Origin of the sequence: Rhizobium sp. RHZ02 (assembly GCF_014851575.1) — a bacterium.
Lineage (GTDB): Bacteria > Pseudomonadota > Alphaproteobacteria > Rhizobiales > Rhizobiaceae > Rhizobium > Rhizobium altiplani.
Map to the genome: position 1 here is coordinate 18,798 of NZ_JACUZX010000029.1, position 24,763 is coordinate 43,560.

Annotated in this window: 29 protein-coding genes; 14 read left to right on the forward strand and 15 right to left on the reverse strand. The window is 60.4% G+C overall.

Annotated features, from left to right (window positions below; translation table 11 throughout):
• Positions 1-60: 60 nt before the first annotated feature.
• On the reverse strand, positions 61-1,050 hold the full coding sequence (locus IB244_RS26895) for a LysR family transcriptional regulator (RefSeq protein ID WP_246734702.1): 990 nt from the start codon (positions 1,048-1,050) through the stop codon (positions 61-63).
• Positions 1,051-1,123: 73 nt separating this feature from the next.
• Between IB244_RS26895 and IB244_RS26900 the strand changes: the two genes are divergently transcribed.
• Entirely contained in the window at positions 1,124-2,248 is a 1,125-nt protein-coding gene (locus IB244_RS26900; RefSeq protein ID WP_018858670.1) for an alkene reductase, read from the forward strand.
• A 54-nt stretch (positions 2,249-2,302) separates the two neighbouring features.
• Here the strand turns inward: IB244_RS26900 and IB244_RS26905 are convergent, their stop codons facing one another.
• The gene (locus IB244_RS26905; RefSeq protein WP_018858669.1) at positions 2,303-3,151 is read right to left on the reverse strand and encodes an aldo/keto reductase; all 849 of its coding nucleotides are present in this window, start codon (positions 3,149-3,151) and stop codon (positions 2,303-2,305) included.
• Between the two features lie 161 nt (positions 3,152-3,312).
• On the opposite strand from IB244_RS26905, the gene IB244_RS26910 reads away from it, so the two are divergent.
• From IB244_RS26910 to IB244_RS26925, 4 genes are all read left to right on the forward strand, one after another.
• Positions 3,313-3,906, forward strand: coding sequence for a LysE family translocator (locus IB244_RS26910; protein WP_192306234.1), 594 nt, complete (start codon positions 3,313-3,315; stop codon positions 3,904-3,906).
• Positions 3,907-4,001: 95 nt separating this feature from the next.
• Entirely contained in the window at positions 4,002-4,637 is a 636-nt protein-coding gene (gene nthA / locus IB244_RS26915; protein ID WP_026371980.1) for a nitrile hydratase subunit alpha, read from the forward strand.
• On the forward strand, positions 4,634-5,293 hold the full coding sequence (gene nthB, locus IB244_RS26920) for a nitrile hydratase subunit beta (RefSeq protein ID WP_018858666.1): 660 nt from the start codon (positions 4,634-4,636) through the stop codon (positions 5,291-5,293). The genes nthA and nthB overlap by 4 nt, the downstream gene beginning before the upstream one ends.
• On the forward strand, positions 5,280-5,651 hold the full coding sequence (locus IB244_RS26925) for a nitrile hydratase accessory protein (protein ID WP_113471413.1): 372 nt from the start codon (positions 5,280-5,282) through the stop codon (positions 5,649-5,651). The genes nthB and IB244_RS26925 overlap by 14 nt, the downstream gene beginning before the upstream one ends.
• Positions 5,652-5,654: 3 nt before the next feature.
• Here the strand turns inward: IB244_RS26925 and IB244_RS26930 are convergent, their stop codons facing one another.
• Genes IB244_RS26930 through IB244_RS26940 form a run of 3 tightly spaced genes read right to left on the reverse strand, consistent with a single transcriptional unit; the run spans position 5,655 to position 7,340 of the window.
• Complete coding sequence (locus tag IB244_RS26930) at positions 5,655-6,437, reverse strand: anti-sigma factor family protein (RefSeq protein WP_018858664.1); 783 nt, start codon at positions 6,435-6,437, stop codon at positions 5,655-5,657.
• Positions 6,434-6,949, reverse strand: coding sequence for an RNA polymerase sigma factor (locus IB244_RS26935; RefSeq protein ID WP_113471414.1), 516 nt, complete (start codon positions 6,947-6,949; stop codon positions 6,434-6,436). Before IB244_RS26935 ends, IB244_RS26930 begins: the two co-directional genes overlap by 4 nt.
• Before the next feature lie 10 nt (positions 6,950-6,959).
• A complete protein-coding gene (locus tag IB244_RS26940) occupies positions 6,960-7,340 on the reverse strand; it encodes a hypothetical protein (protein WP_018858662.1) in 381 nt (126 codons plus the stop codon).
• A 146-nt stretch (positions 7,341-7,486) separates the two neighbouring features.
• On the opposite strand from IB244_RS26940, the gene IB244_RS26945 reads away from it, so the two are divergent.
• Positions 7,487-8,614 (forward strand): ATP-dependent RecD-like DNA helicase, encoded by a 1,128-nt coding sequence (locus tag IB244_RS26945; RefSeq protein WP_018858661.1) that lies wholly within the window; start codon positions 7,487-7,489, stop codon positions 8,612-8,614.
• A 17-nt stretch (positions 8,615-8,631) separates the two neighbouring features.
• Here IB244_RS26945 and IB244_RS26950 read toward each other — a convergent pair whose 3' ends face one another.
• Positions 8,632-9,321, reverse strand: a complete 690-nt coding sequence (locus IB244_RS26950; protein ID WP_018858660.1) for a MerR family transcriptional regulator — start codon at positions 9,319-9,321, stop codon at positions 8,632-8,634.
• A 426-nt stretch (positions 9,322-9,747) separates the two neighbouring features.
• Here IB244_RS26950 and IB244_RS26955 point away from each other — a divergent pair, with 426 nt between their 5' ends.
• Positions 9,748-10,500, forward strand: a complete 753-nt coding sequence (locus tag IB244_RS26955; RefSeq protein WP_113471416.1) for a pyridoxine 5'-phosphate synthase — start codon at positions 9,748-9,750, stop codon at positions 10,498-10,500.
• Positions 10,501-10,554: 54 nt separating this feature from the next.
• On the opposite strand, the gene IB244_RS26960 is transcribed toward IB244_RS26955, so the two are convergent.
• A complete protein-coding gene (locus IB244_RS26960) occupies positions 10,555-11,442 on the reverse strand; it encodes an SDR family oxidoreductase (protein WP_018858658.1) in 888 nt (295 codons plus the stop codon).
• Between the two features lie 119 nt (positions 11,443-11,561).
• Between IB244_RS26960 and IB244_RS26965 the strand changes: the two genes are divergently transcribed.
• Entirely contained in the window at positions 11,562-11,978 is a 417-nt protein-coding gene (locus IB244_RS26965) for a winged helix-turn-helix transcriptional regulator (RefSeq protein WP_018858657.1), read from the forward strand.
• On the opposite strand, the gene IB244_RS26970 is transcribed toward IB244_RS26965, so the two are convergent.
• The 4 genes from IB244_RS26970 to IB244_RS26985 form a co-directional block, all read right to left on the reverse strand.
• Positions 11,964-13,193 carry an MFS transporter gene (locus IB244_RS26970; protein WP_112661148.1) on the reverse strand — a complete coding sequence of 410 codons (1,230 nt, stop codon included), beginning with the start codon at positions 13,191-13,193 and terminating at the stop codon, positions 11,964-11,966. The genes IB244_RS26965 and IB244_RS26970 overlap by 15 nt on opposite strands.
• A gap of 66 nt (positions 13,194-13,259) precedes the next feature.
• Positions 13,260-13,877: a TetR/AcrR family transcriptional regulator gene (locus tag IB244_RS26975; RefSeq protein ID WP_018858655.1), complete on the reverse strand. Its 618-nt coding sequence runs from the start codon at positions 13,875-13,877 to the stop codon at positions 13,260-13,262.
• 61 nt (positions 13,878-13,938) lie between these two features.
• Positions 13,939-14,856, reverse strand: a complete 918-nt coding sequence (locus tag IB244_RS26980; RefSeq protein WP_018858654.1) for a helix-turn-helix domain-containing GNAT family N-acetyltransferase — start codon at positions 14,854-14,856, stop codon at positions 13,939-13,941.
• Positions 14,857-14,922: 66 nt separating this feature from the next.
• On the reverse strand, positions 14,923-15,642 hold the full coding sequence (locus tag IB244_RS26985; protein WP_018858653.1) for an aspartate/glutamate racemase family protein: 720 nt from the start codon (positions 15,640-15,642) through the stop codon (positions 14,923-14,925).
• A 160-nt stretch (positions 15,643-15,802) separates the two neighbouring features.
• On the opposite strand from IB244_RS26985, the gene IB244_RS26990 reads away from it, so the two are divergent.
• Positions 15,803-16,267 carry an Lrp/AsnC family transcriptional regulator gene (locus IB244_RS26990; protein WP_018858652.1) on the forward strand — a complete coding sequence of 155 codons (465 nt, stop codon included), beginning with the start codon at positions 15,803-15,805 and terminating at the stop codon, positions 16,265-16,267.
• Between the two features lie 129 nt (positions 16,268-16,396).
• Positions 16,397-17,668 (forward strand): NAD(P)/FAD-dependent oxidoreductase, encoded by a 1,272-nt coding sequence (locus tag IB244_RS26995; protein ID WP_018858651.1) that lies wholly within the window; start codon positions 16,397-16,399, stop codon positions 17,666-17,668.
• A 32-nt stretch (positions 17,669-17,700) separates the two neighbouring features.
• Here IB244_RS26995 and IB244_RS27000 read toward each other — a convergent pair whose 3' ends face one another.
• Positions 17,701-18,747 carry an NAD(P)-dependent alcohol dehydrogenase gene (locus IB244_RS27000; protein WP_113471418.1) on the reverse strand — a complete coding sequence of 349 codons (1,047 nt, stop codon included), beginning with the start codon at positions 18,745-18,747 and terminating at the stop codon, positions 17,701-17,703.
• Between the two features lie 188 nt (positions 18,748-18,935).
• Here IB244_RS27000 and IB244_RS27005 point away from each other — a divergent pair, with 188 nt between their 5' ends.
• The 3 genes from IB244_RS27005 to ilvC all read left to right on the forward strand — a co-directional run bounded on the left by IB244_RS27005 (position 18,936) and on the right by ilvC (position 21,698).
• The gene (locus IB244_RS27005) at positions 18,936-19,841 is read left to right on the forward strand and encodes an AraC family transcriptional regulator (RefSeq protein WP_113471419.1); all 906 of its coding nucleotides are present in this window, start codon (positions 18,936-18,938) and stop codon (positions 19,839-19,841) included.
• A gap of 126 nt (positions 19,842-19,967) precedes the next feature.
• Complete coding sequence (locus tag IB244_RS27010; protein WP_192306279.1) at positions 19,968-20,633, forward strand: TetR/AcrR family transcriptional regulator; 666 nt, start codon at positions 19,968-19,970, stop codon at positions 20,631-20,633.
• A gap of 45 nt (positions 20,634-20,678) precedes the next feature.
• A complete protein-coding gene (gene ilvC / locus IB244_RS27015; RefSeq protein WP_018858647.1) occupies positions 20,679-21,698 on the forward strand; it encodes a ketol-acid reductoisomerase in 1,020 nt (339 codons plus the stop codon).
• A 48-nt stretch (positions 21,699-21,746) separates the two neighbouring features.
• On the opposite strand, the gene IB244_RS27020 is transcribed toward ilvC, so the two are convergent.
• A complete protein-coding gene (locus IB244_RS27020) occupies positions 21,747-22,334 on the reverse strand; it encodes a class I SAM-dependent methyltransferase (RefSeq protein WP_018858646.1) in 588 nt (195 codons plus the stop codon).
• A 91-nt stretch (positions 22,335-22,425) separates the two neighbouring features.
• Positions 22,426-22,683 (reverse strand): GlsB/YeaQ/YmgE family stress response membrane protein, encoded by a 258-nt coding sequence (locus tag IB244_RS27025; RefSeq protein WP_007534948.1) that lies wholly within the window; start codon positions 22,681-22,683, stop codon positions 22,426-22,428.
• Positions 22,684-22,835: 152 nt separating this feature from the next.
• On the opposite strand from IB244_RS27025, the gene IB244_RS27030 reads away from it, so the two are divergent.
• Complete coding sequence (locus IB244_RS27030) at positions 22,836-23,285, forward strand: YidB family protein (protein ID WP_018858645.1); 450 nt, start codon at positions 22,836-22,838, stop codon at positions 23,283-23,285.
• Between the two features lie 223 nt (positions 23,286-23,508).
• On the opposite strand, the gene IB244_RS27035 is transcribed toward IB244_RS27030, so the two are convergent.
• Complete coding sequence (locus IB244_RS27035; protein ID WP_018858644.1) at positions 23,509-24,609, reverse strand: branched-chain amino acid aminotransferase; 1,101 nt, start codon at positions 24,607-24,609, stop codon at positions 23,509-23,511.
• Positions 24,610-24,763: the final 154 nt, after the last annotated feature.

Below are 24,763 nucleotides of genomic sequence, written 5' to 3' on the forward strand. Positions count from 1 at the left end.
CGGACGCCAGGGCGCCCGGTACTTCTCCCATTCCGGCAATCCGGTGACAATCCGAGCGATCTATTCGGCGGCGACCAAGGCGATATCGGATCCTGCATTCGCCTGAAGGACCTTGGCGCGGACAGGCTCGAGCGCCGCAAGGACCTGTTGGCGTAGCCAGACGTGCCCGGCGTTGCGGTCGGACGAGGTGTGCCATCCAAGCGAGATGTCATAGGGCGGGATGTCCACCGGTCCTGGGCTGATGGCGAGGCCGAACACCGGCGCCCAGGCACGGGCGAAGCTTGCTGGCACGGCGGCAAGTACGTGCGTATCCCGAACCAGGATCGGCAGCGTGAAGAGGTGCGGCGTCGTCACTGCTGCGCGTCGTTTCAATCCACGCTCAGCTAGCACTTCGTCCACAAGGCGGCAGCGGCCGTCCTTGCTGACGATCACGGCCTGCGGGGTCGCGAGAAACGTCTCGAGGTCGATCATGCCGGAGCGGCCGGTTGTCTCGGGATTGCTGAGGATGACATAACGCTCGGACCAGAGCTTGCGGCGTTTATGGAGTTCGTTGCCGGTTTCCACCTTGCCGATCGCGAGGTCGATCTCGCCGCTGTCCAGTAGATCCGCGGGATAATCCTGGTCGAGCGACCGTATCACGAAATTGACGTGTGGCGCCTGCTCGCGAACGGAAGCGAGAAGCGGCGGCATCAACAGGCTTTCGAGATAGTCGGTCATTCCGAGCGTGAAGGTTCGCTCGTCCGTTGCCGGGTCGAATTGCTCCGGCTCGATCAGGCGGGACTGGATCGTGCACAGGATGCCGCTGACGGTCTCCGCGAGTTCCTGCGCCCTTGGCGTTGGTTCGATCCCACGCGCCGAGCGAACAAAGAGTTCATCCGATAGAAGCGCGCGCAGGCGGCCGAGATTGTGGCTCAAGGCGGATTGTGATGTGCCGATACGCTGCGCCGCCCGCGTGACATTGCGCTCGCTCATCAGGGCATCAAAGGCAACCAGCAGGTTCAGGTCGAACTTCAATATATGAGCGTGATCGATCGACATCATGATTTCCATCTGTTGGATTTCTGAATGCGGCAGAGATATCTGTTTGGTCGATGATAATCAACCGAATTGAGGAATAGCGCTCATGAAGTCTCTCTTTGAAGTCTACGACCTTCGCGGCCAGAAGCTTCGTAACCGTGTCGTCATGGCTCCGATGACCCGGGCCAGGGCGAAGGACGGTATCGCCGACGAGCAGACCGCCCAGTATTATCGCCAGCGCGCCGGCGCCGGTCTGATTGTTTCCGAGGGAACGCCGATCTCGCAAGAGGGAACGGGTTTCGCCTTTATCCCCGGCATCTGGTCGGACGATCAGGTTCGCGGCTGGCAGGGCGTGACGAAGGCCGTGCACGAGGAAGGCGGGAAGATCTTTGCGCAGATCTGGCACGTCGGCCGCATGTCGCATACCTCTCTTCAGCCGGCTGGCGGCCAGCCGGTCAGTTCCAGCGCCAAGCCGGCGCGCGACGATAAGAGTACGGCCTACGCGTTCAACGACGAAGGTGTTGCCGGTTTCGTTGAAGCCAGCGTGCCGCGACCGCTTGGGACTGACGAGGTCGCAAGGGTCGTAAACGACTTTGCGAATGCTGCGGCCAATGCCGTTGCCGCCGGATTTGACGGCGTCGAGATCCACGGTGCCAACGGTTATCTCCTGGAGCAGTTTCTCAATACTCTGATCAACGACCGCACCGACCGATATGGCGCAGGCAACGTCGAAGACAGGACGCGCTTCGTGCTGGAGATTGTCGACGCGGTGGTGGCGCGGATTGGTGCCGAGAAGGTCGGTATCCGGCTTTCGCCGTTCGGCAAGCTGTTCGACATGCCGCACCATCCTTTGATCGAGGAAACCTACCTGCATCTTGCGACTGCGCTTGCTGAACGCAAACTTGCCTATGTGCATCTGAAGGATCAGGGGCTTGCCAGCGCTCCGGCTCTTTCGAGGGATTTTCTGCGCAAGTTCCGCGAGAGCTATTCGGGCACGCTTATTCTTGCCGGTTCTCTCGACAAGCGCCGTGCAGAGCAGTTCCTGCAGGACGGCCTTATTGATCTCGCTGCTTTCGGCCAGCCGTTCATCGCAAATCCCGATCTGGTCGAGCGATTGCGGCGGGACCTGCCGTTGGCGACGCCGAACCGTGAGACGTACTACGGCGGTGGCGCCGAAGGGTACACTGATTATCCGGTATATGGGGGTAGCCCCGACATAAAAGCCGCCTGATCGCGGCCCTTGCCGGCACTAGTGCCAACCCGCGCCATCAAAATCCGCTGGAGATCAGAGCATCTCCAGCGGCCTTTTTCTTGCCGGAGGCGGGAAAGCGGCATCGAGCGCCGCCCAGTCCTCGTCGGTAATGTCGAGCGAGACTGCGTCCCGGTTTTCGGCGGCGCGGGCAGCGTTCGACGTTTTCGGGATGACGATCACGCCGTCGCGTTCCAGCAGGAAGGCAAGTGCCACCTGCGCCGGCGTTGCCTGATAGGCCTTGGCGACGCGGATCAGTTCCGGATGATGCAGAATGCGCCCCTGTTCGATCGGTGAATAGGCCATGATCGGGATCCGACGTTCCTGACACCAGGGCAGCAGATCATATTCAACGCCTCGGCGTGACAGGTTGTAGAGAACCTGGTTGGCTGCGACGTTCCCTCCGGCGGGAACGGTCCGCAGTTCCTCCATGTCGTCAGCATCGAAGTTGGAAACACCCCAGGCGCCGATCTTGCCGGATGCTTTCAGTTCCTCGAAAGCCTGGACGGTAGCAGCGAGCGGATGGTCGCCGCGCCAGTGAAGCAGATAGAGATCGATCCGATCCGTGCCGAGACGCGATAGGCTGCGTTCGCAGGCTGCGATCGTTCCCGTCCGGGTGGCGTTCCAAGGATACACCTTGCTGACGAGAAACACCTCATCCCGTCTGCCCCGGATCGCCTCGCCAACGATCTTCTCCGCGCCGCCGTCGGCATACATTTCCGCGGTATCGATCAGCGTCATCCCGAGATCGAGGCCTGCGCGCAGGCTTTCGATCTCGCTCCTGGCCTCGGAAGATCTCTCTCCCATGTTCCAGGTGCCCTGGCCGATGGCTGGAACCTCTGCACCATTGGGAAAGCTGATGGTTGGGATGGCGTCGTCTCGCATGATGGTCGTTCCGGTTTTCGAAGAAGATTGGGAGGCGCGCCAATCTTTCAACCAATCGTGTCACCATGACAATGATAGCATGGAGCGGTGGATTTAGGTCAGTTAGATTGACCTAAATCGAAAAGTCCCGCCGGACCAACCGCGGGCCTCCGGGAGGTCTCATGCCGCTGGATACATTTCTGGCACTCGTCCTGTTTGCCTTTACCACATCGATAACGCCTGGCCCCAACAACATGATGCTCTTCGCATCGGGCGTGAATTTCGGTTTCCGGCGCACCGTTCCGCATATGCTGGGGATCGGGGCAGGGTTCTTCTCGCTGCTGATCGGCGTCGGATTCGGGCTTGGGGCGCTGCTGCATGCGGTGCCGGCTCTCTATCTGACGCTGAAATTTGCCGGTGGCGCCTATCTTGCGTGGATCGCCTGGAAGATTGCGACTTCACGGTCGCTAGACGAAGGCAAGAGCGGTGTCAGCCCGATGTCGTTCCTGTCGGCGGCAGCCTTCCAGTGGGTCAACCCGAAGGCATGGGTCATGGCTGTTACCGCGATGGCGACTTACACGATCCCGAATATCTACTTTGCGAGTGTTTTGATCGTTGGCTTCGCTTTCGCGCTGGTCAATCTGCCGAGCGTGTCGACCTGGGCGGGGTTCGGCTCGGCTCTGCGTGATTGGTTGTCGGATCCCGTCCAGCTCAAATGGTTCAACATCACCATGGCCGTGTTGTTGGTGCTCAGCCTTTGGCCGATGCTGAAATAGAGCTTGCGGCAGGCTTCGACGACAACCTGAGTGGGGCTTGGCGCTCCGGCTACAAGCGCTTAAAGATAAGCCGCCAATTGGCGGAGGATTATCTCGTGCACGACGACGATCACCATCACGACCACGACCATGACCATGACAACCGCTATACCGACATGCAGGCGCGGGTGAGGGCGCTGGAGACGGTTCTGACGGAGAAGGGACTGATCGATCCGGCGGCGATCGATGCGATCGTCGAGACCTACGAGACCAAGGTCGGCCCACGAAACGGTGCGCGTGTCGTCGCCAGGGCATGGAACGATCCTGAATTCGCGGAGTGGCTGCGGCGCGGCGCGACGGCGGCGATCGCGAGCCTTGGCTATGCCGGGCGTCAGGGCGAGCACATGCGCGCGGTGTTCAACACGGACGAGACGCATAATCTCGTCGTCTGTACGCTTTGCTCCTGTTACCCCTGGTCGGTCCTCGGCCTGCCGCCCGTGTGGTACAAGGCCCCCGCCTACCGTTCGCGGGCAGTTATCGATCCGCGCGGGGTGCTGGCCGAATTCGGCGTGACCTTGCCCGAGGATAAGAAGATCCGCGTATGGGATTCGACGGCGGAGCTCCGCTATCTGGTCATTCCGGAGCGGCCGGCGGGCACGGATGGATGGAGCGAGGAGCAGCTTGCAGATCTCGTCAGTCGCGATGCGATGATCGGAACGGGATTGGCTGCCGCGCCAGGAGATGCGGCATGAACGGCCCGCACGACCTTGGCGGTCAGATGGGTTTCGGCCCTGTCGCGCCCGAAAGGGACGAGCCGTATTTCCATGCGGAGTGGGAGAAGCGTGCGCTCGGCCTTACGCTTTCCAGCGGCGCCTTTGGCGCCTGGAATATCGACGAGAGCCGGCATACGCGCGAAAGCATTCCACCGGCGAGTTATCTTGGCGCGAGCTACTACGAGATCTGGACGCGGGCGCTGGAGGTGCTGCTGCGGCGCCATGGCTTTGTGACGGCCGAGGAGATCAACGCCGGTCACAAGCAAATGGATGGCGCGACGCCGAAGCGTGTCCTGAAGGCCGACATGGTGGCAGGCGTGCTCGCCAAGGGTGGTCCCTGCGACCGACCGGTGGCGACGCCGCCACGCTTCTCCGTGGGGGACAGTGTTCGAACCAGGAATTTCAATCCGACGACACATACGCGGCTGCCGCGCTATGCACGCTCAAAATTGGGCGTGGTAGAAGCTGTTCAAGGCTCCTTCGTCTTCCCCGACGACAACGCCCATGGGAAGGGCGAGAACCCTCAATGGGTCTATACGGTCTTGTTCGACGGCGGCGAAATCTGGGGTGAGGGAGCGGATCCGACGCTCTGCATCTCGATCGATGCCTGGGAGAGCTATCTTGAGCCAGTGTGAGACGCGGTCGCCGCTGGCGCAATCGCCGCAGCTGCCGAAATCGCCCGATGGAGAGCCGGTCTTTCCTGAGCCATGGGCTGCGGAAGCCTTCGCGATAACAGTGCATCTGCACGAACGGGGCCTGTTTACGTGGAACGAATGGGCTGAGACGCTATCACGGGAATTGCACCAGCCCGGCCGCGCCGAAGACGGCAGCGACTATTTCGATTGCTGGGTGGCGGCGCTTTCGGCAATTCTCGTCAAACTCGGCGTCGCTGACGCCGACATGATCCTCGATCTGCAGAAGAGTTGGCAGCGGGCGGCGGAGGCGACGCCGCACGGCAAGCCGATCGAGCTTGCCAACGACCCGCTGCGCTGAGGCTTACGACGGAAACTGCCTGTAGCATTCCTCGGCGACTTTTCTCAGCACATCGCGCGGAATCTCGCCGGTAACGGCGTAGCCGAGTTCGCCGTCGATCCAGTAGAAGGTTTCGACATTGCCCGATGACGCGAAGCGGAAACTGGTCGACCTGTTATCAGCCTTGCGCCCGACGAGGACCGTCAGTCGTTCGCCGGCCGGATCCTCGTACATGAACATTGCACCCGGCCTGCCCTCGACGGGCAACAGTCGCCCGCCGACCAGCTTGAAGCCGAGTTCCTGCAGGTTCGGAACCCGCAAGTTTTGAATGGCAAGCCGCTTGCCGAGCCAGGTCGCCAGATGGGCTTCCTCATTGGCAAAGACCTCGACGGGATGGCGGACTTCACCGGCATAAACCAGGAAGGCGTTGCGGGCTTCGTTGGGCAGGGTTTCGAGTTCCGTCAGTTGCAGATCCGGTTTTTGAAACAGTGCTGGGCCGTAGTGGCCGCTCAAGGCTCCCAGGCCGAAAGCCGCTATGATCGCAGCCACCGCCGCCAGGCGCTTCGGCCAGTTTGCTGGGCGTGTCCGGCCAGTGACGAGCGCTATGTCGGCGTCCGTGGATTTTTCATAGTCCGCGAAAAGCGATCGGATCTCGGCATTTTGCGCGGACCATTCCGCCACTCTGGCTGCATCGCCCGGATTGTCAGTGAGCCACGCCTCGATGCGTGCGCGGGCCTGCTCGGGAAGCTGCCCGTCGGCAAAGGCGTGAAGATCCGCTTCGGTCACGGTCTGGTTGATCTCGTTCATTTCGGTCTCCGAAGCGTAATGACATTGTCTGCCTTCATGCGCTCTCCCATCCGTTGGCGTGCGCGTGACAGGCGCGACATAACCGTGCCGATCGGGATGTCGAGTGCGGTCGCAACCTCCTGATAGGTATAGCCTTCGATGACAATCAACATCAGCACAGCGCGGTTTTCTTCCGAAAGGCTGTTTAATGCATCCTCCAGCCGCGATCGCTCGAGCGGATCGGGAGCGGGATCGACGGATACGATGTCCTCGGCGCCATCGAGTTCCACGAACGGCGCGCGACCCGTCTGGCGACGGCTGTTGCGATAGAGGTTCGTCATGATCGTCAGCACCCAGCCGCGCAGGTTCAGCCCCCGCCATTGTCCGTGACGGGCGAGCACCTTCTCGAGGCAATCCTGCAGCAAGTCTTCCCCGTCTGCATCGGAGCGGGTGAGGCTCCGCGAGTAACGCCTGAGCGAGGGAAGGAGGGCCAGGATCTGGCCCTCGAACGTGTCGTGACCTGGTGCCTTCACGTCGCTTCGCTCACTGTTTGACGAGATCCCAATTGCCGCCGACACCGTCACCGGTGATATCGCCCATCTTCTTGTCCTTCACCCAGAAATAAAGCGGCATGCCGTCCTTGGCCCACTGCTTGCTGCCGTCTTTCCGTTCGACAATCGAATATGCACCCTCCGGCTTCGCGTCGCTAGCGGCCTTCAGCGGCGGCCAGTTCTTGGCGCAATCGTCGTAGCAATTGGAGACACCCATCTTATCCTTCTTGAAGGTATAGAGGGTCATGCCGTTTTCGCCGGCAAGAACCTCGCCCTTGGTGGACTTTACGGCCTTGACGGGCGGGGCCGCAAATGCGGACGTTGCGGCGGCGGATGCAATGGCAAAGGCGATCAGCATCTTTGCGGATTTCATGGGCTCTCTCCTCACGTGTAGGGCACGCTTGATTGCGTTGCCTGACATGAGACACCATCGATGCCGATTTTATTCCCTTTCGATTGCCCGCTTGCGCGGATTTCAGGGTTGCCTATGTCAGGCGAATCCTGCCAAGTCGATCCACGATGCAATTTGCTCCGCAACAAGATGAAGCCCTCAGGGCCGTTTCCCAATGGCTGAAGGAAGGGCGGACACCGCTTTTCCGTCTGTTCGGCTATGCCGGTACGGGCAAGACGACGCTTGCGCGGCATTTCGCGGAGTATGTGGATGGTGACGTACTGTTTGCCGCGTTTACGGGCAAGGCGGCCCAGGTGCTGCGGTCGCGCGGCGCCAGCAACGCGAAGACCATCCATTCGCTGATCTATCGTCCGCGCGGCGAGGAGGCTGTCGAGGACGAGGAGACGGGCAAAACTTCCATTGCGCCGATGTTTTCCATCAACCGTCAGAGCCCAGTCGCCAAGGCTGCGCTGATCGTGGTCGACGAGTGCTCGATGGTGGACGAGGCTTTGGGCCGCGACCTGATGAGCTTCGGCACACCGATCCTTGTGCTTGGAGATCCGGGGCAGCTGCCTCCGGTGTCGGGCGGCGGCTTCTTCACCAATCAGGAACCGGACTATCTGCTGACGGACATTCACCGCCAGGCGCGCGATAATCCGATCATCCAGCTTGCAATGCAGGTGCGTGAGGGCAACGAAGTCAGCTACGGAGACTACGGTACCGCGCGGGTCATCTCGAAGGGCGAGGTGAACCAGTCGCTGGTCCTCGATGCCGATCAGGTGCTCGTCGGCACGAATCGCACGCGACGCCGATACAATCAGCGTCTTCGCGAGCTGAAGGGTTTTGCGACCGAATATCCGCAAACGGGCGACAAGCTTGTCTGCCTGCGCAACGATCCGGCAAAGGGCTTGCTCAACGGCTCACTTTGGCAGGTGATGACGTCGTCCAAGGAGACGACGAAGCCTGGCATCAACCTGCTGGTCCGGCCCGAGGATGACGACATGGATCGCGGCGCGGCGAAGATCAAACTGCTGAAGCAGGCTTTCGAGGATGTCGAGGGTGAGATTCCCTGGAACACGCGCAAGCGCTACGACGAATTCGACTACGGCTATGCACTGACGGTGCACAAGGCGCAGGGTTCGCAGTGGAACAACGTCGTGTTGTTCGATGAAAGCTGGGCATTCCGCGATACACGCGAACGGTGGCTCTATACAGCGATCACGCGCGCGGCGGAAACCCTGACGATTGTGCGCTAGGCGATTTTCCGGGGGCGTCAGACCTGGACGACGCCGAGCATGACGGCCTTGGCTATGGCTTGAAAACGATTGTTGGCGTGGAATTTCTGGATGATGCCGGCCTCAAGTGACTGTGCATCGTCATTTCGAAGGTCGAGGGTGCGCGCAATACGCTGCGTGGAAAGCCCTGCCGCCATCAGCGCCAGGCACCGCAACTCCTGATCCGTGAGCATCGAGCCGCTCTGATTATCGTTGAGAAGCTGCTCCTCAGCTGCCTCGCGGTCGAGCAGGTCGCTCACCTGCTGCATCTGCCGATGCAATGTGGACATTTCCGCGCTGAGTTCGCGTTTGCGGGTCACGAGCGCGTCACGAAACAGAGCCTCGGCAGCCTCCTGCGAGTCGGCTTCTATGAGGTCGCTCATCAAATCCTGGATCACAGCAACCGCCATTCCAGCCTCGCGGCAGGCGTTGATGACAGCCATGCGCATCACGTCGCCCGGTTCATAGACGCGCATCAGGCCGATTCGGCTGGCCGAAATGAGCCCTTTTTCCTCATAGAAGTGGAGTGTGCGGTGGGTGACGCCAAAGGCATTGGCCATGTCGGCGATCGGAACTCGCCCGCGGGGCAAATCTGCGGGGCGGAGCGCCGCAGAAGGAAGAAAACGGTGCCGCGCTCGTGTTTGTGTCGCGAGGTCTGACGTGAAATCCTGCTTGTAACCTTCTGCCATGGTCCCTCCCGTTGTGCTCATTGTGCGTCTGCAAATTGCAAAAAGGGTGCGGTTGAGTGGGGTTCCTTCTTGATCGTTCCTGTTCAGGCATCAAAGCAACTGGCGGTGTTTGCTTCGATATCGCGAGCTTACGTTACTCGTGATTGACGTATTTTGTTAGTATCAAATTTAGTGACTTTTAATTTACAGCGCAATCCGGCGGGAAAGCTGCCCCAGGTGACGCGTTTCTCGCGAGAAATCAGCGCTGGAGAAACGCTTGATCGTTTAAAGTGCGAAGAACAAACCAGATCTACATTCAGCCGCCGCGTTGACGGACCAAACGCTCGCGTCATCACAGATTCACATGCATCCATGTACGAATCTCGTTGGCCGATGCCGACTCGTTGGCTTAGAAACGATCATCCTTCGCTTCAGTGGAATCCCGCCATGCAGACTACGCTTTCCGTCAATCTCAATGCCGTCGCGATGCTGCGCAACCGCCGCGATCTTCCATGGCCCAGTGTAGAGGGGTTGGGGCGGATTGCGCTGCAATCCGGCGCGAGCGGATTGACGGTCCATCCGCGACCCGACCAAAGACACATCCGTTTCTCGGACCTGCCCATCATCCGCAATCTGATCGATGACGAATTTCCAAACGCCGAATTCAATATCGAGGGCTATCCCACCGAGGAGTTTCTCGATCTCTGCGTTGGGGTGGCACCCGAGCAGGTCACGCTGGTTCCGGACGACCCCTCACAGGCGACCTCTGATCATGGCTGGGATTTCCGCAAGCACCGCGATTTCCTGACTGATGTCATTGCGCGGCTGAAGAAGATGGGCACGCGCGTATCGCTGTTCGCCGATGGCGATGGGGACGCCGAGGCCGTCGCGATTGCCAAGGCGGTCGGTGCTGACCGGATCGAGCTTTATACGGGGCCATATGGCGGCTGCTACGATGCGCCTGAACGGGTAGGGCCAATCCTCGAGGCGCTAGGTGAGACAGCGGACGCGGCGCTGGCGATCGGCTTGGGCGTCAATGCGGGGCACGATCTGACGGTTGCGAATTTGCCACCGCTCTTAAAGCGCATTCCGAAACTCGCGGAAGTGTCCATCGGGCACGGGCTGACGGCGGACGCGCTGGAATTCGGCATGGCCGAAACGGTTCGGCGGTTCTGCCGCGCATGCGGCCAGAAGATCTGAGAACTGCATGAGTGAGCCCGCTCCGGTGGTGCGAAGCGGGCTTTATCGACCGACTCAGGCCGTGAGGGCGGTCTTGTGTGCGACGAAGAAGCCCTTGAGCGTTTGAGGCTTGTTGCCAGTCAGCGTCTCGTAATCCGCCGTTACCAGATCAAAGTTGCCGGCGCGGATGTTGGCGTCGGCTGAGACCAGCATGTCCGCGACGAAATCGGGAAGACCCGCGCCGCGAATGCCTTGGCCAAGCTGCTCATCCGTGACGCTGACGGCCTTCAACGGCCTTCCAACCGCATCGGAGAGGACCGCGGCGATCTGGTCGGCGCTCAGCGATTCGGCTCCGGTCAGCGTATAGGTCGCGCTTTCATCGCTGCCGGAGGCAAGGGACGCTGCGATTGCCCGCGCGCAGTCTTCGCGCGAGATGTTCGCAACCTTGCCGCCGTCGCTGCTCGTGTACCAGTTTCCCGACTGGAGATTGTGCGGCATGCCATGGAGATAGTTGTCCATGTACCAGGCATTCCGAAAGATCGTGTAGGGGATGTCAGTGGCCTTCATGGCATTCTCGGTGCCAAGATGATCGGGTGCAAAGGTCACCAGAGATTTATCGGGCGAGGGCATCGAGGTGTAGGCGATGTGCTTCACGCCTGCCTTGGCTGCCGCGTCCACTGCCGCTTTGTGCTGCTTGAGACGTAGGCCGGGGACGGCGAGTGCGTCGGTGCTGATGATCAGCAACCGATCGACGCCCTTGAAGGCAGATTCGAGCGAGGCGGTGTTGTCGAAATCGGCCTTGCGGGTGATGACACCCTTTGTGGCAAGGTCCGCGAGTTTGGCCGGATCGCGCGTCGCGGCGATGATATTTGCCGCTGGAACCTTTTCGGTCTCAAGCAGGTGATGGATGATCCGCTGGCCGAGTTGGCCGGCCGCACCCGTGATGAGAATGGTCTCGCTCATGTGTCTTTCCTCTAGGATTGCTGTTGGTCTCAAAAAGAGAGTAGCTCTAGATTAGGAATTGACTGCGCGCTGTAAAGAAGGCAGTTTTTTGGCTCTACGTTACCAAAAGGGAACCAAGAATGAGTGGCGCCGTCGTCAACCTGAAGAACAAGGCCCCCGGCATTCGTCGAGACGTCGATCTCAGCAACCTCGACTTCAACAATTGCCCGGTCCGGGACATGATGCAGCAGATTGGCGGCAAGTGGTCGACACTGATGCTCGAGGCGCTGTCGCAACGTCCGTATCGCTTCGGCGAATTACGGCGGATGATTCCGGATATCTCGCAGCGCATGCTGACACAGACCCTAAGGGATCTGCAGCGTGACGGTTACATCGAGCGGGAAGTGTTTCCGACGAAACCGCCGAGCGTCGAGTACCGGATGACTGATCTCGGCCGCTCGCTTTACAGCACGCTCGCCTTGCTACTGAACTGGGCGGAGGCAAACCATGACGCGGTTCGCGCCGCCCGGCTCCGATTCGATTCAGCCAGCCTCTGAGACTGCCTGCCGGCCGCGGCCTTCCGTCAGGAACAGAAGGAACGCAAAGGCTGGGAAGCAGAAGCCGATCCACGCGGTCATCGTCCAGCCGCCGGTCGCGTAGGCCCAGCCGCCCACGGCGGATCCGATCGCACCGCCCGTAAAGAACGTCGCCATGTAGAGACCGTTCAGGCGGCTGCGATGCTCGGCGCTGATCGCGTAGACGGCTCGCTGGCCGCAGACCAGATTGGTGGTTACGCCGAAATCAAGCAGTATTGCTGCAGCGGTCAGCAAAAGCAGCGCCGTCAGCGACCCATCGGTTGCGAACTGGCTGATGAGAAAGGCCGACATTCCAAGCAGCATCGCTAGCGTCGAGGCAGCCTTCGTCAGTCCGCGATCGGCGAGCCGCCCGGCAATTGGCGACGCAATGGCACCAGCCGCGCCAGCCAGCGCGAACAGGGCGATGCCATTCTGCGTCAGCCCGAACTCAGGGCCTGCGAGCAGCAGGGGCGTCGTGGTCCAGAATAGGCTGAACGCACCGAACATCCCGGCCTGGTAGAGCGCGCGACGCTGAAGAATGCGCGAATGGAGGGCAAGATCCGCCATCGAGGCGAGCAGTCTGCCGTAGCTCAGTCTGGTGTGGGGAACACGGACCGGAAGGTTGGCTCTCAGGATGACAACGAGCGCGATCATGAGCGCCGCGGTCACGAAGTAGACCATGTGCCAGGAGGTTGCTTCGGCAACGAAGCTGGCGAAGGGCCGCGCCAGCATGATGCCACAGAGCAGGCCGCTCATGACGTTGCCGACGACGCGGCCGCGCGTAGCGTCCGGCGCCATGTGGGCGGCAAAGGGAACAAGTACCTGGACGGCAACGGATGCAAGGCCGATGCAGAGCGACGCTAGTAGAAACATCATCGGTGTCGAGGACAGTGCCGCGCCGACCAAAGCAACCGCAGAGATGGCGATCAGCGTCAGCACAAGTCTGCGGTTTTCCAGGAGGTCGCCGAGCGGAACGATCAGCAGAAGGCCGAGGCCGTAGCCGATTTGCGTCAGGGTGACGATCAAGCCGGTTGCCGCCGGAGTGAATCCGAGGGATGCGCTGATCGGGCCGGCAAGCGGCTGGCCGTAATAGAGATTGGCCGCGACCAGTCCGCAGGCGGCCGCAAAAAGAAACGTCATTAAAGGCGAGATCGTCTGCGGCGCGACGGTTTCCCGCGTGGTGGTCGAAAGGCTCATATTAGGCTCCGGGGCTATCGGATCATCAAAAAGGTTGCGCGTGAGGCGGGTCGGTCGCAACCCGATTTACGCAAGAAGTTTCATTGCAATCTCGGCGACAGCGACCATTTCTTCCTCGCTACGCCCCGTTTTGCCAACCACTCGCATTCCATTGGTCACGCAAAGCAGGGTACGGGCGGTGGCGGCGACGTCAACGTTCGCGGCGATCGAGCCGTCGCTTTGGCCGAGGCGGAGGAGATCGCGGATCAGCGCTTCGTTGGCTGCAAACGCAGCCGCGACACGGTCTGCGGCCTCTTCGTCGAAAAGCGCCAGGTCGTTCGCACTGCTGACGACAAGACAGCCGCACCGACCGGAGGCACCATGCGAGGAGAGCGCATAGTGGGCCAAGACTTCGCGGATCTTCTCACGGCCGGTTGCGGCCTTCGCCATGCGTGCGTCCAGAAGGCCGCGACGAACAGCGCGGTATCGGTCGAAGGCTGCGAGGAATATGCCGCGCTTGTCCTTGAACGCCTTGTAGACGCTGCCGGAGGCAAGGCCCATGGCTTCGGTAAGCTCGCTGATCGACGCGGCATGATAGCCGCGCTCGGAAAATACCTGGAGCGCCCTGTCGAGCGCTGCGTCGCGATCGAATTCGCGCGGTCTGCCGCGTGTCCTGATCGTTTCAGTGAGGGTCGCCGTGGTCATGGTCGACTTAATTAGGAAATGATCGTTTCCAAATCAAGGGAAACTTTTGCGACGCAGCAAATCAGAGATCAAGAACCCAGGTTTGGCCGTTTTCCTCAGGGCCGAACATCCGGTGTCTCCCCTCGGAGACAAGGCGGAAACCGGCCTTCAAATATATGCCGCGCGCGGCATGCAGGATGTCGTTCGTCCATAGCGATATCTGTCGATACTGCTTTGCCCTGGCAAAGCGAATGCATTCGTCGACCAGCATCTTGCCGAGTCCGAGGCCGCGCGCCGCCTTGTCCACATAGAGCAGGCGAAGCTTCGCAACGCCATCGCCACCATTGGTGACAAGGATCGAGCCGACGTTGATGCCTCCACGCTCGGCAATCCAGCAATACTCCTTCGACGGATCGAAATTCGCCAGGAACTTGCCGGCGACCTCTGCAACGAGGCCCTCGAAGCGCATGTCCCAGCCGTATTCCCCGGCGTAAGCCTTGCCCTGGCTTTGGACGATCCAGCCGATGTCGCCGGGCCGGTGTGCGCGGATGATCAAGGGTGGGCGCGCGGCCTCGGGATCCAATAGCCCCCGAATGGCACTCATCGCGGCTACGACGCTTTGCGGTTCGCCGTCGACGAGGTTAGCGAAGCGCTCTGCTATCTGAGTGTTGGAGCGACGGCCCAGTTCCTCGAATTGATCGTGTCCCTTGGTGGTGACGTTGATGATTTGACTGCGCAGGTCGTCGGGATCGGCCGTTGTTTCAATCAGGCCATTGGAGCGGAAGCGTTTGAGAATTCTGCTGAGATAGGCGGGGTCGAGTTGCAGGTCGCGTGCCAACGCGACCGCGGTGACGCCCTTGCGCGAGCCGATCTCGAAGAGGACGCGCGCGTCCGTCAGCGTGAAATCGGTGTCGAGGTAGGCCCGGTTCAGGACCCCCAGGAAGCTCGTGTAGAAACGATTGAAGTCGCGGGCAGCGTCGATCAAGCCAGGGTCAGACATGGACAAAACCTCCTGATAGGAGATTTTGTCCTGCTTTTATTTGACTGAGTCAACTAATTTGTTGACTCAAGCAGCCGCGATCACGCGTGCTTGTTCGTCGCCAAGTGCGAACTCGACGGCGGCGCGAGCATGGATCTCGGTTGTGTCGAAGCCCGGCAGCGGCAGATGCTTCGGGTCAAGGATCAGGCAGATTTCCGTGCAGCCGAGAATGATACTGTCCGCGCCCTTGGCGCGCTCGCGTTCGATGATCTGCATGAGCTTGTCGCGCGAGCTGTCGAGCACCTTGCCGGCGCAGAGCTCATTGAAGATGATGTCATGGACGGACGTGCGGTCGGCGGCTTCGGGAACCACGACGTCAACGCCCAGGCTCTTCATGCGATTGGCATAGAAACCGTGTTCCATGGTGTATCGTGTGGCGAGCAGGAGCGGGCGCTTGCGCCCGGCTGCCTTCAGAGACTTCGCAGTCTCGTCGATGATGTGGATCAGCGGCACGGAGATGCGGGAGGCGACCTGATCGGCAATCAGATGCATCGTGTTCGTGCAGATCAGCATGCAGCGGGCGCCGGCAATCTGCAGGTGCAGAGCCACGTCGCCGAGCCGGCTTGCTGCAGAGTCCCAGTCACCCGCCTTCTGCATGGAGACGATCTCGTCGAAATTGACGGAATGCATCAGGAGGTCAGCCGACGTGAGCCCGCCGCGGCGCTCGCGTACCATTTCATTGATCAGGCGATAGTAGACCGCCGAGCTTTCGAAGCTCATTCCGCCAATTAGTCCGATTGTCTGCATTTTTGTTATGCTCCCGTCTGGAATTTCGTAGTGGCGAGATCATGCATCGAACCTCGCGCAAATGGTTTGCTTTCTTTGTCTCAAACTCTTCATTGGCGCTGCATTTTTGCGTATAATCTCCAAACTGCGCAAACTGCAGCCGTGAAATTTCCGAGGCACCATGCTTGATGACCGCGATCGACGAATCCTAGAATATTTGCAGACCGATGCGGGCATTTCGGTGACGGAGCTTGCTGAAAGGGTCGCACTATCGGTCTCTGCCTGTTCTCGCCGCATCCAGCGGCTGGAGGAGAGCGGCCATATCGCGCGGCGGATCGTGGTGCTTGACCGCGAGAAAATGGGCGTGCCGACGACGGTATTTGCGCTGATCAAGACGGCACACCATGCCGACGAGTGGATCGAGGCGTTTCGCCGGGCGATCAGCAGCATACCGGAGATCGTCGAGGCGCATCGGCTTACCGGCAACCACGACTATATTCTAAAGATCGTGCTCCCACGCGTCGAGCACTACGACGTGATCTATAAGCAGATCGTCCGCAAGATCGAACTCTTCGATGTGTCAGCGTCCATATCGATGGAATTGCTGAAAAGCGGGACATCGATCCCTGTTGCCTATGCAGACTGAGTGACCCCGACACCAAATTGAGCATTCGTGACTACCGCCCAGAGCAGGCGAGCTATGCCCAAACAGTGATTGAAAGCCGCGCGCGACCAACGACATTGGCTATAACGAAGTGGCACGGAAAGGCAGCTCATGAGCGAACACCATGTTGTGGTTGTCGGCGGCGGCTTCGGCGGCCTGCAGTTGGTCAACGATCTGAAGGGTGCGGGCGTCCGGATCACGCTGATCGACCGACGCAATCATCATCTCTTCCAACCGCTCCTTTACCAGGTGGCGACGACAATCCTTTCCACCTCCGAGATTGCCTGGCCCATTCGCCATCTCTATAGCGACCGCCAGGACGTGACGACGCTGTTAGGCGAAGTCGTAGGTGTCGATACTGACGTAAAGGAAGTTTCCTTACGTAACGGCACTACGTTGCGTTATGACACGCTCGTCCTCGCCACGGGTGCAACGCACGCCTATTTCGGGCGAGACGACTGGGAGTCGGTGGCCCCCGGCCTAAAGACGCTGGAGGATGCAACGACGATCCGCCGGCGCATGTTGCTCGCATTCGAGCGGGCGGAGACCGAAGCCGATCCCGCTGCGCGCGACGCATTATTGACCTTCACTATCGTCGGCGCCGGGCCGACGGGGGTCGAGCTTGCCGGGATCATCGCCGAGCTTGCACGCAGGACCCTGCCGCGCGAATTCCGCAATATCGATACGCGCAAGACACGGGTCGTGCTGGTCGAGGCGGGGCGGCGCGTGCTTCCGACCTTTGCCGAGGAGCTTTCTGACTATGCCAGCAAGGCCCTTCAGGAACTCGGCGTCGAGCTGCATATCGGCGAGCGTGTCCTGGAGTGCACGGCAGACGGTGTCGAGACGAGCGAGGAGTTCATTCCGAGCCGCACGATCGTCTGGGCTGCAGGCGTACAGGCCTCACCCGCCGCTAAGTGGCTGGATGTTCCGGCCGATCGGGCCGGCCGCGTCGTCGTCGAGAAGGATCTGACGGCACCGGGACTTCCGGATGTTTTCGTCGTCGGCGATACGGCGTCTGTCACGCGGGAGGGAGGTGCTCCCGTGCCCGGGATTGCACCGGCTGCCAAACAACAGGGCGCTTATGCTGCAAAGGTGATCCGGGCGCGTCTCGCGGGAAAGCCGGCACTCCCGCCATTTCGATATCGTCATCAGGGCAGCCTTGCGACGATCGGTCAAAGTGCCGCGATCATCGATTTCGGTCGGATCAAGCTGAAAGGCTGGATCGCTTGGTGGATATGGGGCATCGCCCACATCTATTTCCTGATCGGGACGCGTTCGCGTTTTGCCGTGGCTTGGAGTTGGCTCTGGATTTACCTGAGCGGCCAGCACAGCGCGCGGTTGATCACCCAGAAGGAAACGATGCGCGACGATAGCAGCGCATAGAAAGGGCGGCTCAAGGCCGCCCTTTCCCATTATCAAGCTGCCAGCGAGGCGATGTCGATGACGAAGCGGTAACGAACGTCGCTCTTCAGAACGCGTTCATAGGCCTCGTTGACCTGCTGGATGTTGATCGTCTCGATCTCGGAGACGATGTTGTGCTTGCCGCAGAAGTCCAGCATTTCCTGGGTTTCCTTGATTGAGCCGATCATCGAGCCGGAAATGCTCTTGCGGCCCGGGACCAGCGAAAATGCATGAACCGGGATCGCGTTTTCCGGGATGCCGACGACCACAAATGCACCGTCCACCTTCAGAAGGCCAAGATAAGCGTTCCAATCGATCTCGGCGCTGACCGTGCAGATGATCAGGTCAAATGTACCGGCAAGCTTCTTGAACGTCTCCTCGTCGCTGGTCGCATAGTATTCTTTGGCACCGAGCTTGAGGCCGTCTTCCTTCTTGGAAAGGCTCTGCGAGAGGACGGTGATGTCAGCACCCATGGCCGCGCCGAGCTTGACGCCCATGTGACCGAGGCCGCCCATGCCGACGATTGCGACCTTCTTGCCTGGTCCGGCATTCCAGTGACGCAGCGGCGAGTAGAGCGTGATGCCGGCGCAGAGCAGCGGGGCCGAGGCGTCGAGCGGAAGGTTGTCCGGAATGGACATGACGTAACCTTCCTTGACGACGATCGAGTCGGAGTAACCGCCTTGAGTGCGCGTCTTGCCATCGGCTTCGAAGTCGTTGTAGGTGCCGACCAGGCCGGGCATATATTGTTCGCGGTCGAGGTCGCGGGCTGCGCAGCCAACGCAGCTGTCGACGAAGCAGCCAACACCGACGCGGTCGCCGACCTTGAACTTGGTGACGGCCGAGCCGACAGCCGAGACGATGCCGGCGATCTCGTGGCCTGGTACGATCGGATAGACCGCATTCTTCCATTCGTTGCGGACGGTGTGGATGTCCGAGTGGCAGATGCCCGCAAATTTGATGTCGATCACAACGTCATCGGCATTGGGTTCACGGCGCTCGAAGGTGAAGGGCGTAAGGGGCTTGGACGCGTCGGTGGCAGCATAGCCTTTTGCAATGGCCATCTAAGACTTCCTTTCGGGTTGCTGGGTGATGGCAGACCATGCACCGGATCGATGTCGATGCGTTAGAGCGATACTCCGAGCTTCTTGCACGATCCTGCAAAAGTGACAGACGGGCCTATTCTCGCGGGAGCAAAGCTGTCCTAGATAGTGCGCCTCTCTCCGAGGCGATACATAAAGGGTTCGCTCGTATGACTCTGCCGTTCAATCCCTACCAAGAAATCGTCTCCATTGCCGCGCGCCATCTTGGCGATGACGGGGAATGCAGGACCGCAATCGAGAGCGTGGGGATCAGTCGGCGCTCTTCACCGAGCGCTCCCTGCCACGGCAGCTACCGCCCTTGCATCGCCCTTGTTATCCAGGGCGCCAAGAGCCTGCGCCTCGGTACCGACGTCATCAATTACGGGCCTGGCGACTACCTGCTGACATCGCTCGACCTGCCGGTGACATGGCGAGTGGTGGAGGCAAGCCCCGAGGTTCCGCATTTCTGCCTGACGCTCGCCATCAACAGCGAGAAGGTTCTCGATCTCCTGAGCCGGGCCGATATCCCGCGGCCAACCGCGCCCGTTGGAGGACGCGGGATCGTCGTAAATGTCGCGACGCCAGAGCTCTTGGACGCGGCAGTGCGGCTGCTACGTTTGCTCGATAGTCCAAAGGACATCGCGGCGATGGCGCCGCTGATAGAGCAGGAGATTCTATATCGGGTTCTTACCGGCCCGGACGGTGGCCGGCTGATCAATATTGCGGTCGCCGACAGTCACGGCAACCGCATTGCACGCGCCATCGCATGGTTGCGGCAGAATTTTGCCCAGCCGCTGCGCATCGAGGACCTCGCGGAGCAGGTCAACATGAGCGTGTCGTCCTTCCATCACCATTTCAAATCGATCACCGCGATCACGCCGGTGCAATACCAGAAGCAGCTGCGGCTGCATGAGGCGCGGCGTCTGATGCTGATCGAGCGGCTGGATGCAGGGACGGCGGGGCATCGTGTCGGCTATCAGAGCCCGTCGCAGTTCAGCCGCGAATACAGCCGCGTCTATGGCATGTCCCCGGTGAGAGACGTCGAGGCGGCACGCGAGCCTTCTGACGACGCCTGAGTAGTGCGCTGTAGGCAGCGACGGTCGCGCCGATAGCGCACAAGGACGCTGAAATTTTCGTGCCATGCCGCTTGACGCGCACAGTGGTTTGCAGCATAAAGCCTGCGAACCGTACCGTACGGTACTATTGGGGGTGAGGCCGTGTCCGTCGATAATTTGGAGCCCAGCGAGTTTTCGCCGCGCCAAAACGCCGTCCTGGAGCAGGCATTGCAGCTGCTCGTCGATGGCGGCGAGAAGGCGCTGACGACATCGGGCGTTGCGCGCGCGGCGAACTGCTCCAAGGAAAGCCTGTACAAGTGGTTCGGCGACCGCGACGGCCTGCTGTCCGCGATGATCGCCTATCAGGCGAGCAAGGTGCGCACCTTCGAGCGCAATGGCGAGCGGCTGACGTCGGCGAGCCTCCACGACCACCTCGTCATCTTCTCAAAGGATTTGCTTGAAGTTCTCGCCGGCGATGTCTCGCTGGCGCTCAACCGTCTCGCCATCGGCCAGTCGCATCGCGACGGCTCCAAGCTCGGCAAGCTGCTTCTGGAGCGGGGTCGCCGTCAGATCGATCGCCGCGCCATGGGGCTGATCGATTCCGGCAAGCGCGCTGGGCTGCTGCGCTTCCATGATGCCGACGAGGCATATCACACGCTTTATGGCCTGATCGTTTCCGATCTGCATGTTCGCATGCTGCTCGGCGAGCCGGGTCTCAAGGATACCGCGCGTCAGGCGGAGAGGGCGGTTTCCGCCTTCCTGCGCCTCTATGGCACGGAAAAGGTTTTGGCGGAGATGCCGCTCGTCGGCTGATCCCCTCTTACAAGTCACAGGACAAGCAAAGGGAAGGAAATTCAAATGCGCGTCTATTACGATCGTGATGCAGATCTCAACCTCATCAAGTCGAAGAACGTCGTCATCGTCGGCTACGGCTCCCAGGGCCGTGCGCACGCGCTGAACCTCAAGGACAGCGGCCATGCCAACGTGGCGATCGCTCTCAAGGCTGGCTCGGCAACCATCAAGAAGGCAGAAGCCGACGGCTTCAAGGTCATGACCGTTGCCGACGCTGCCAAGTGGGGCGACCTGATCATGATGGCAACGCCTGACGAGCTGCAGGCCGACATCTACAAGGGCGAAATCGCCGGCAACATCCGTGACGGCGCTGCAATCGCCTTCGCACACGGCCTCAACGTTCACTTCGGCCTGATCGAGCCGAAGGCGTCGCTCGACGTCGTCATGATCGCGCCGAAGGGCCCGGGCCATACGGTTCGCGGCGAATACCAGAAGGGCGGCGGCGTTCCCTGCCTCGTTGCCGTTCACCAGAACGCTTCCGGCAACGCTCTCGAACTCGCTCTCTCCTACGCTTGCGGCGTTGGCGGCGGTCGTTCGGGCATCATCGAAACCAACTTCCGCGAAGAGTGCGAAACCGACCTCTTCGGCGAACAGGTCGTTCTCTGCGGCGGTCTCGTCGAACTGATCCGTGCTGGTTTCGAAACGCTGGTCGAAGCCGGCTATGCGCCTGAAATGGCCTACTTCGAGTGCCTGCACGAAGTGAAGCTGATCGTCGACCTGATCTATGAAGGCGGTATCGCCAACATGAACTACTCGATCTCGAACACGGCCGAGTGGGGCGAATACGTCACCGGCCCGCGCATCATCACGGCTGAAACCAAGGCTGAAATGAAGCGCGTCCTGCACGACATCCAGACCGGCAAGTTCACGTCCGACTGGATGCAGGAGTACAAGGCAGGGGGTTCGCGCTTCAAGGGCATCCGCCGCATGAACGACAGCCACCAGATCGAAGAAGTCGGCGCGAAGCTGCGCGGCATGATGCCTTGGATCGGCAAGAACAAGCTGGTCGACAAGTCCGTCAACTAAGCGGTTTCACACTGCTGAGTCAGCAGGGCCGGGGCGAAAGCTCCGGCCTTATTTTTGCGTCCGTACCGCAAGCCAGCGGGTCGGCTTTCCGTCGTAGCCGGTCCCATCGCCTTCGCTGATCACAATGTTGTGCCAGCCGCCATTGCTCAGCATTTCCGAAAGCAGTTCCGCCGACGGATAGTTGTAGTAGCGACCGAAGCCGTCGTGCCCCTCGGCCTCGCCCGCCTTGAAGGTGGCGTGAAAGGCGCCGCCGGGCCGCAGCGCCGTGCGGATCCGTTCCAGCACATCAGGGAGGTCTGCCCGGGGGACATGCAGCAGGCTGGCCTCGGCCCAGACGCCGTCGAAGGCTTCCTCTTCGTCCAGATCCTCGAAGCGCAACACCGCGACGGGACGCTCAAGAAAGGTTTCGGCCTGCTCCGCGATCGCCGGCGATCCGTCCGTTGGCGTGACATCGAAGCCCTTTGACAGCATGTAGGCGCTGTCCTGTCCGCCGCCGCATCCCAGATCGAGGATGGCTGCACCTGGCGGCAGCATCAACAGAAAAGCGTCTAGGCGTCGAACCGGCAGCGTGCGTTGCCGCGAAGCATAGGTGGCCGCGTTGTCGTCATAGAATGAAGATGTACTCTCGTCTGCCATGATCGTTCGCCCAATGACCCAAGGCCGGAGTTACACGCATAAGGTCGCCGCCTTTGAGGCAGCGCTCATTCCGTCGATACAAAAGAGCGAGCTAGATGGAACGGCGCCCGCTGATGGCGTGGTACAGCCAAAGAACCACGACCGCGCCGATGACGGCGACAACGAGGCTGTAGATATTGAAGCCCGTTATGCCGGATGCGCCGAAGAAGCTGAAGATGACGCCACCGACGATCGCTCCGACGATGCCGAGGACGATGTCCATCAGCATGCCTGCGCCCGACTTGTTCACAATCTTGCTGCCGATGAATCCTGCGATCAATCCAAGGATAATCCACCCGATAACAGACATCTGCCATTCCCCTCCTTGATTGGTTGAATATTCAGACCATCTTCCCGTTTAAGCTAAATAGCTCGTCGGGGAATTCAAGGTTCGCGAGAACCTTGTTCTTTCATTCTACAGTTGTTGTTCAATGAAATGAAGCAACCGAAAAGGAGGATGTCATGGGTATTTTTGATGACGCCGTTCCGGGCGGAAGTATCTCGAAGCCGATCATGGTCGCGCTTGGCGCGTTACTAGTGGGAAAGCTTCTTGGTGCTGGAGGCAGCCAGACGGATCCAGCCGCTCAGCAGGCTAATCCCCAAGCTGGTGACGGCGGGCTTCTTGGTGGGCTCGGCGGTCTCGGTGGTCTTCTCGGCAAGCTGACGGAGGCCGGGCAGGGCGATACGGTGGATTCCTGGGTCCAGCCCGGACAGAACAAACCGATCGCGCCGGGCAGCCTCAACGATGCGCTTGGGTCGAAGACGATCAGCGATCTCGCACGCCAGGCGGGAATCAGTGAGCAAGAACTCCTGAATCAACTTTCGACAGTCCTGCCCGGAGTGGTCGACAAGCTGACACCCAGAGGCCAACTGCCGACACAAGAGCAGATCGCCTCCTTGTTCCGTTCCTGAGCGCGGTACGATCGAGCTGCAGTATCGCAGAAGACTCGCCCCGTTTCCCGGTCGGAAGCGGGGCGAACGAGTGTTTTTTCCATGCCGCCCCTGATGATTTTGCGACCGGCCGAAGCCTCGCGCCTCTCTGCGCTCTTCCTCTGGTCCGGCCACAAAAAAACTGGGCGTTGCCCGGTTTTCGAGTTTTCTGAATTGCTGGGCCGACTACTTGCGGCCGCTGACCTCAGACCAGGATGCGGCGTGTCCAGCCACGCTCATCGTTCGTCACGCCCTTCTGCAGGCCGACCAGCTCCTGGCGCAGCTCGGTGGTGAGCTTCCCGGTCTGTCCGTCTCCGATCAGGAATTCGCCACCAGCGTGTCGCACCAGGCCGATGCCCGCGAGTACCGCTGCAGTGCCGCAAGCGAAGGCTTCCACGAGCTTGCCACTGACGGCATCGGCCTGCCATTCCGCGAACGAGTAGGGGCGCTGCTCGACGCGCAAGCCCTTTTCTTCGGCGAGAACGATAACCGAGGCGCGGGTGATGCCCGGCAGGATCGTGCCGCCGAGCGGTGGCGTGACGACGGATCCGTCGTTCATCACGAAGAATACGTTCATCCCGCCGAGTTCCTCGACCCAGCGGTGCTCTGCCGCATCGAGAAAGACGACCTGATCGCAATTCCTCTTCGAGGCCTCGGCCTGCGCGATGAGGCTTGCGGCGTAGTTTCCTCCGCATTTTGCAGCACCGGTGCCGCCGTTGGCCGCCCGAGTGTATTCGGTCTCGACCCAAAGGGAGACCGCTTTTGCTCCACCTTTGAAGTAGGCGCCGACCGGAGAAGCGATAATGCAGAAGATATATTCCTGAGCCGGACGAACACCCAGGAATGCCTCGTTGGCGAACATGAAGGGGCGAAGATACAGGCTGGCGTCGCCCGATGGAATCCAGTCCTTATCAACACGGACGAGTTCTTCCACCGCCTTCAGGAAAAGTTCGTCCGGCACGGGAGGCATCGCCATGCGGATGGCTGACTGGGCGAAGCGGCGGGCGTTCTCTTCAGGCCGGAAGAGCAGAATGCGACCATCGTCCGCCCTGTAGGCTTTCATGCCCTCAAAGATTTCCTGCGCGTAGTGCAACACCGCGCTGGCAGGATCGAGTTCCAAGGGCCGCCTGGGCGTTACCTTCGCATTGTGCCACCCTTTGTCAGGAGTCCACCGAGCCAGAACCATATGATCCGTGAAGACCTTGCCAAAGCCGGGCGACTCCAGGGCCTGAATTCGGTCGGCGTCCGAGACCGGCGACGTGTGGAATTCGATCTTGATTTCAGGAGTGTTCGACGACGCGGGCATTGCTGGCACCTTCATAGCATATTTGATAGTGGCGGCGACACTACTGCCACGGAGTGGGTCTTGAAAAGATCGATTTTAGCCAGTTCTGGCTTCTGATCACGGAAGTGACCTTCGCTTCCCAAAATTGTCATGGTAGCAAACAAATAGGTCAGTA

Bases quoted from the DNA above. Each gene is read 5' to 3' on its own strand.
- IB244_RS26900 (WP_018858670.1), top strand. From the start codon at position 1,124: ATGAAGTCTCTCTTTGAAGTCTACGACCTTCGCGGCCAGAAGCTTCGT.
- IB244_RS26940 (WP_018858662.1), bottom strand. From the start codon at position 7,340: ATGAAATCCGCAAAGATGCTGATCGCCTTTGCCATTGCATCCGCCGCC.
- IB244_RS26895 (WP_246734702.1), bottom strand. From the start codon at position 1,050: ATGGAAATCATGATGTCGATCGATCACGCTCATATATTGAAGTTCGAC.
- IB244_RS26955 (WP_113471416.1), top strand. From the start codon at position 9,748: ATGCAGACTACGCTTTCCGTCAATCTCAATGCCGTCGCGATGCTGCGC.
- IB244_RS27000 (WP_113471418.1), bottom strand. From the start codon at position 18,747: ATGGCCATTGCAAAAGGCTATGCTGCCACCGACGCGTCCAAGCCCCTT.
- IB244_RS27005 (WP_113471419.1), top strand. From the start codon at position 18,936: ATGACTCTGCCGTTCAATCCCTACCAAGAAATCGTCTCCATTGCCGCG.
- IB244_RS26975 (WP_018858655.1), bottom strand. From the start codon at position 13,877: ATGACCACGGCGACCCTCACTGAAACGATCAGGACACGCGGCAGACCG.
- IB244_RS27025 (WP_007534948.1), bottom strand. From the start codon at position 22,683: ATGTCTGTTATCGGGTGGATTATCCTTGGATTGATCGCAGGATTCATC.
- IB244_RS26950 (WP_018858660.1), bottom strand. From the start codon at position 9,321: ATGGCAGAAGGTTACAAGCAGGATTTCACGTCAGACCTCGCGACACAA.
- IB244_RS26990 (WP_018858652.1), top strand. From the start codon at position 15,803: ATGCTTGATGACCGCGATCGACGAATCCTAGAATATTTGCAGACCGAT.
- IB244_RS27020 (WP_018858646.1), bottom strand. From the start codon at position 22,334: ATGGCAGACGAGAGTACATCTTCATTCTATGACGACAACGCGGCCACC.
- nthB (WP_018858666.1), top strand. From the start codon at position 4,634: ATGAACGGCCCGCACGACCTTGGCGGTCAGATGGGTTTCGGCCCTGTC.
- IB244_RS26905 (WP_018858669.1), bottom strand. From the start codon at position 3,151: ATGCGAGACGACGCCATCCCAACCATCAGCTTTCCCAATGGTGCAGAG.
- IB244_RS26985 (WP_018858653.1), bottom strand. From the start codon at position 15,642: ATGCAGACAATCGGACTAATTGGCGGAATGAGCTTCGAAAGCTCGGCG.
- IB244_RS26960 (WP_018858658.1), bottom strand. From the start codon at position 11,442: ATGAGCGAGACCATTCTCATCACGGGTGCGGCCGGCCAACTCGGCCAG.
- IB244_RS27035 (WP_018858644.1), bottom strand. From the start codon at position 24,609: ATGCCCGCGTCGTCGAACACTCCTGAAATCAAGATCGAATTCCACACG.
- IB244_RS26930 (WP_018858664.1), bottom strand. From the start codon at position 6,437: ATGAACGAGATCAACCAGACCGTGACCGAAGCGGATCTTCACGCCTTT.
- IB244_RS26910 (WP_192306234.1), top strand. From the start codon at position 3,313: ATGCCGCTGGATACATTTCTGGCACTCGTCCTGTTTGCCTTTACCACA.
- IB244_RS26970 (WP_112661148.1), bottom strand. From the start codon at position 13,193: ATGAGCCTTTCGACCACCACGCGGGAAACCGTCGCGCCGCAGACGATC.
- IB244_RS26965 (WP_018858657.1), top strand. From the start codon at position 11,562: ATGAGTGGCGCCGTCGTCAACCTGAAGAACAAGGCCCCCGGCATTCGT.
- IB244_RS26995 (WP_018858651.1), top strand. From the start codon at position 16,397: ATGAGCGAACACCATGTTGTGGTTGTCGGCGGCGGCTTCGGCGGCCTG.
- IB244_RS26945 (WP_018858661.1), top strand. From the start codon at position 7,487: ATGCAATTTGCTCCGCAACAAGATGAAGCCCTCAGGGCCGTTTCCCAA.
- IB244_RS27030 (WP_018858645.1), top strand. From the start codon at position 22,836: ATGGGTATTTTTGATGACGCCGTTCCGGGCGGAAGTATCTCGAAGCCG.
- IB244_RS26980 (WP_018858654.1), bottom strand. From the start codon at position 14,856: ATGTCTGACCCTGGCTTGATCGACGCTGCCCGCGACTTCAATCGTTTC.
- ilvC (WP_018858647.1), top strand. From the start codon at position 20,679: ATGCGCGTCTATTACGATCGTGATGCAGATCTCAACCTCATCAAGTCG.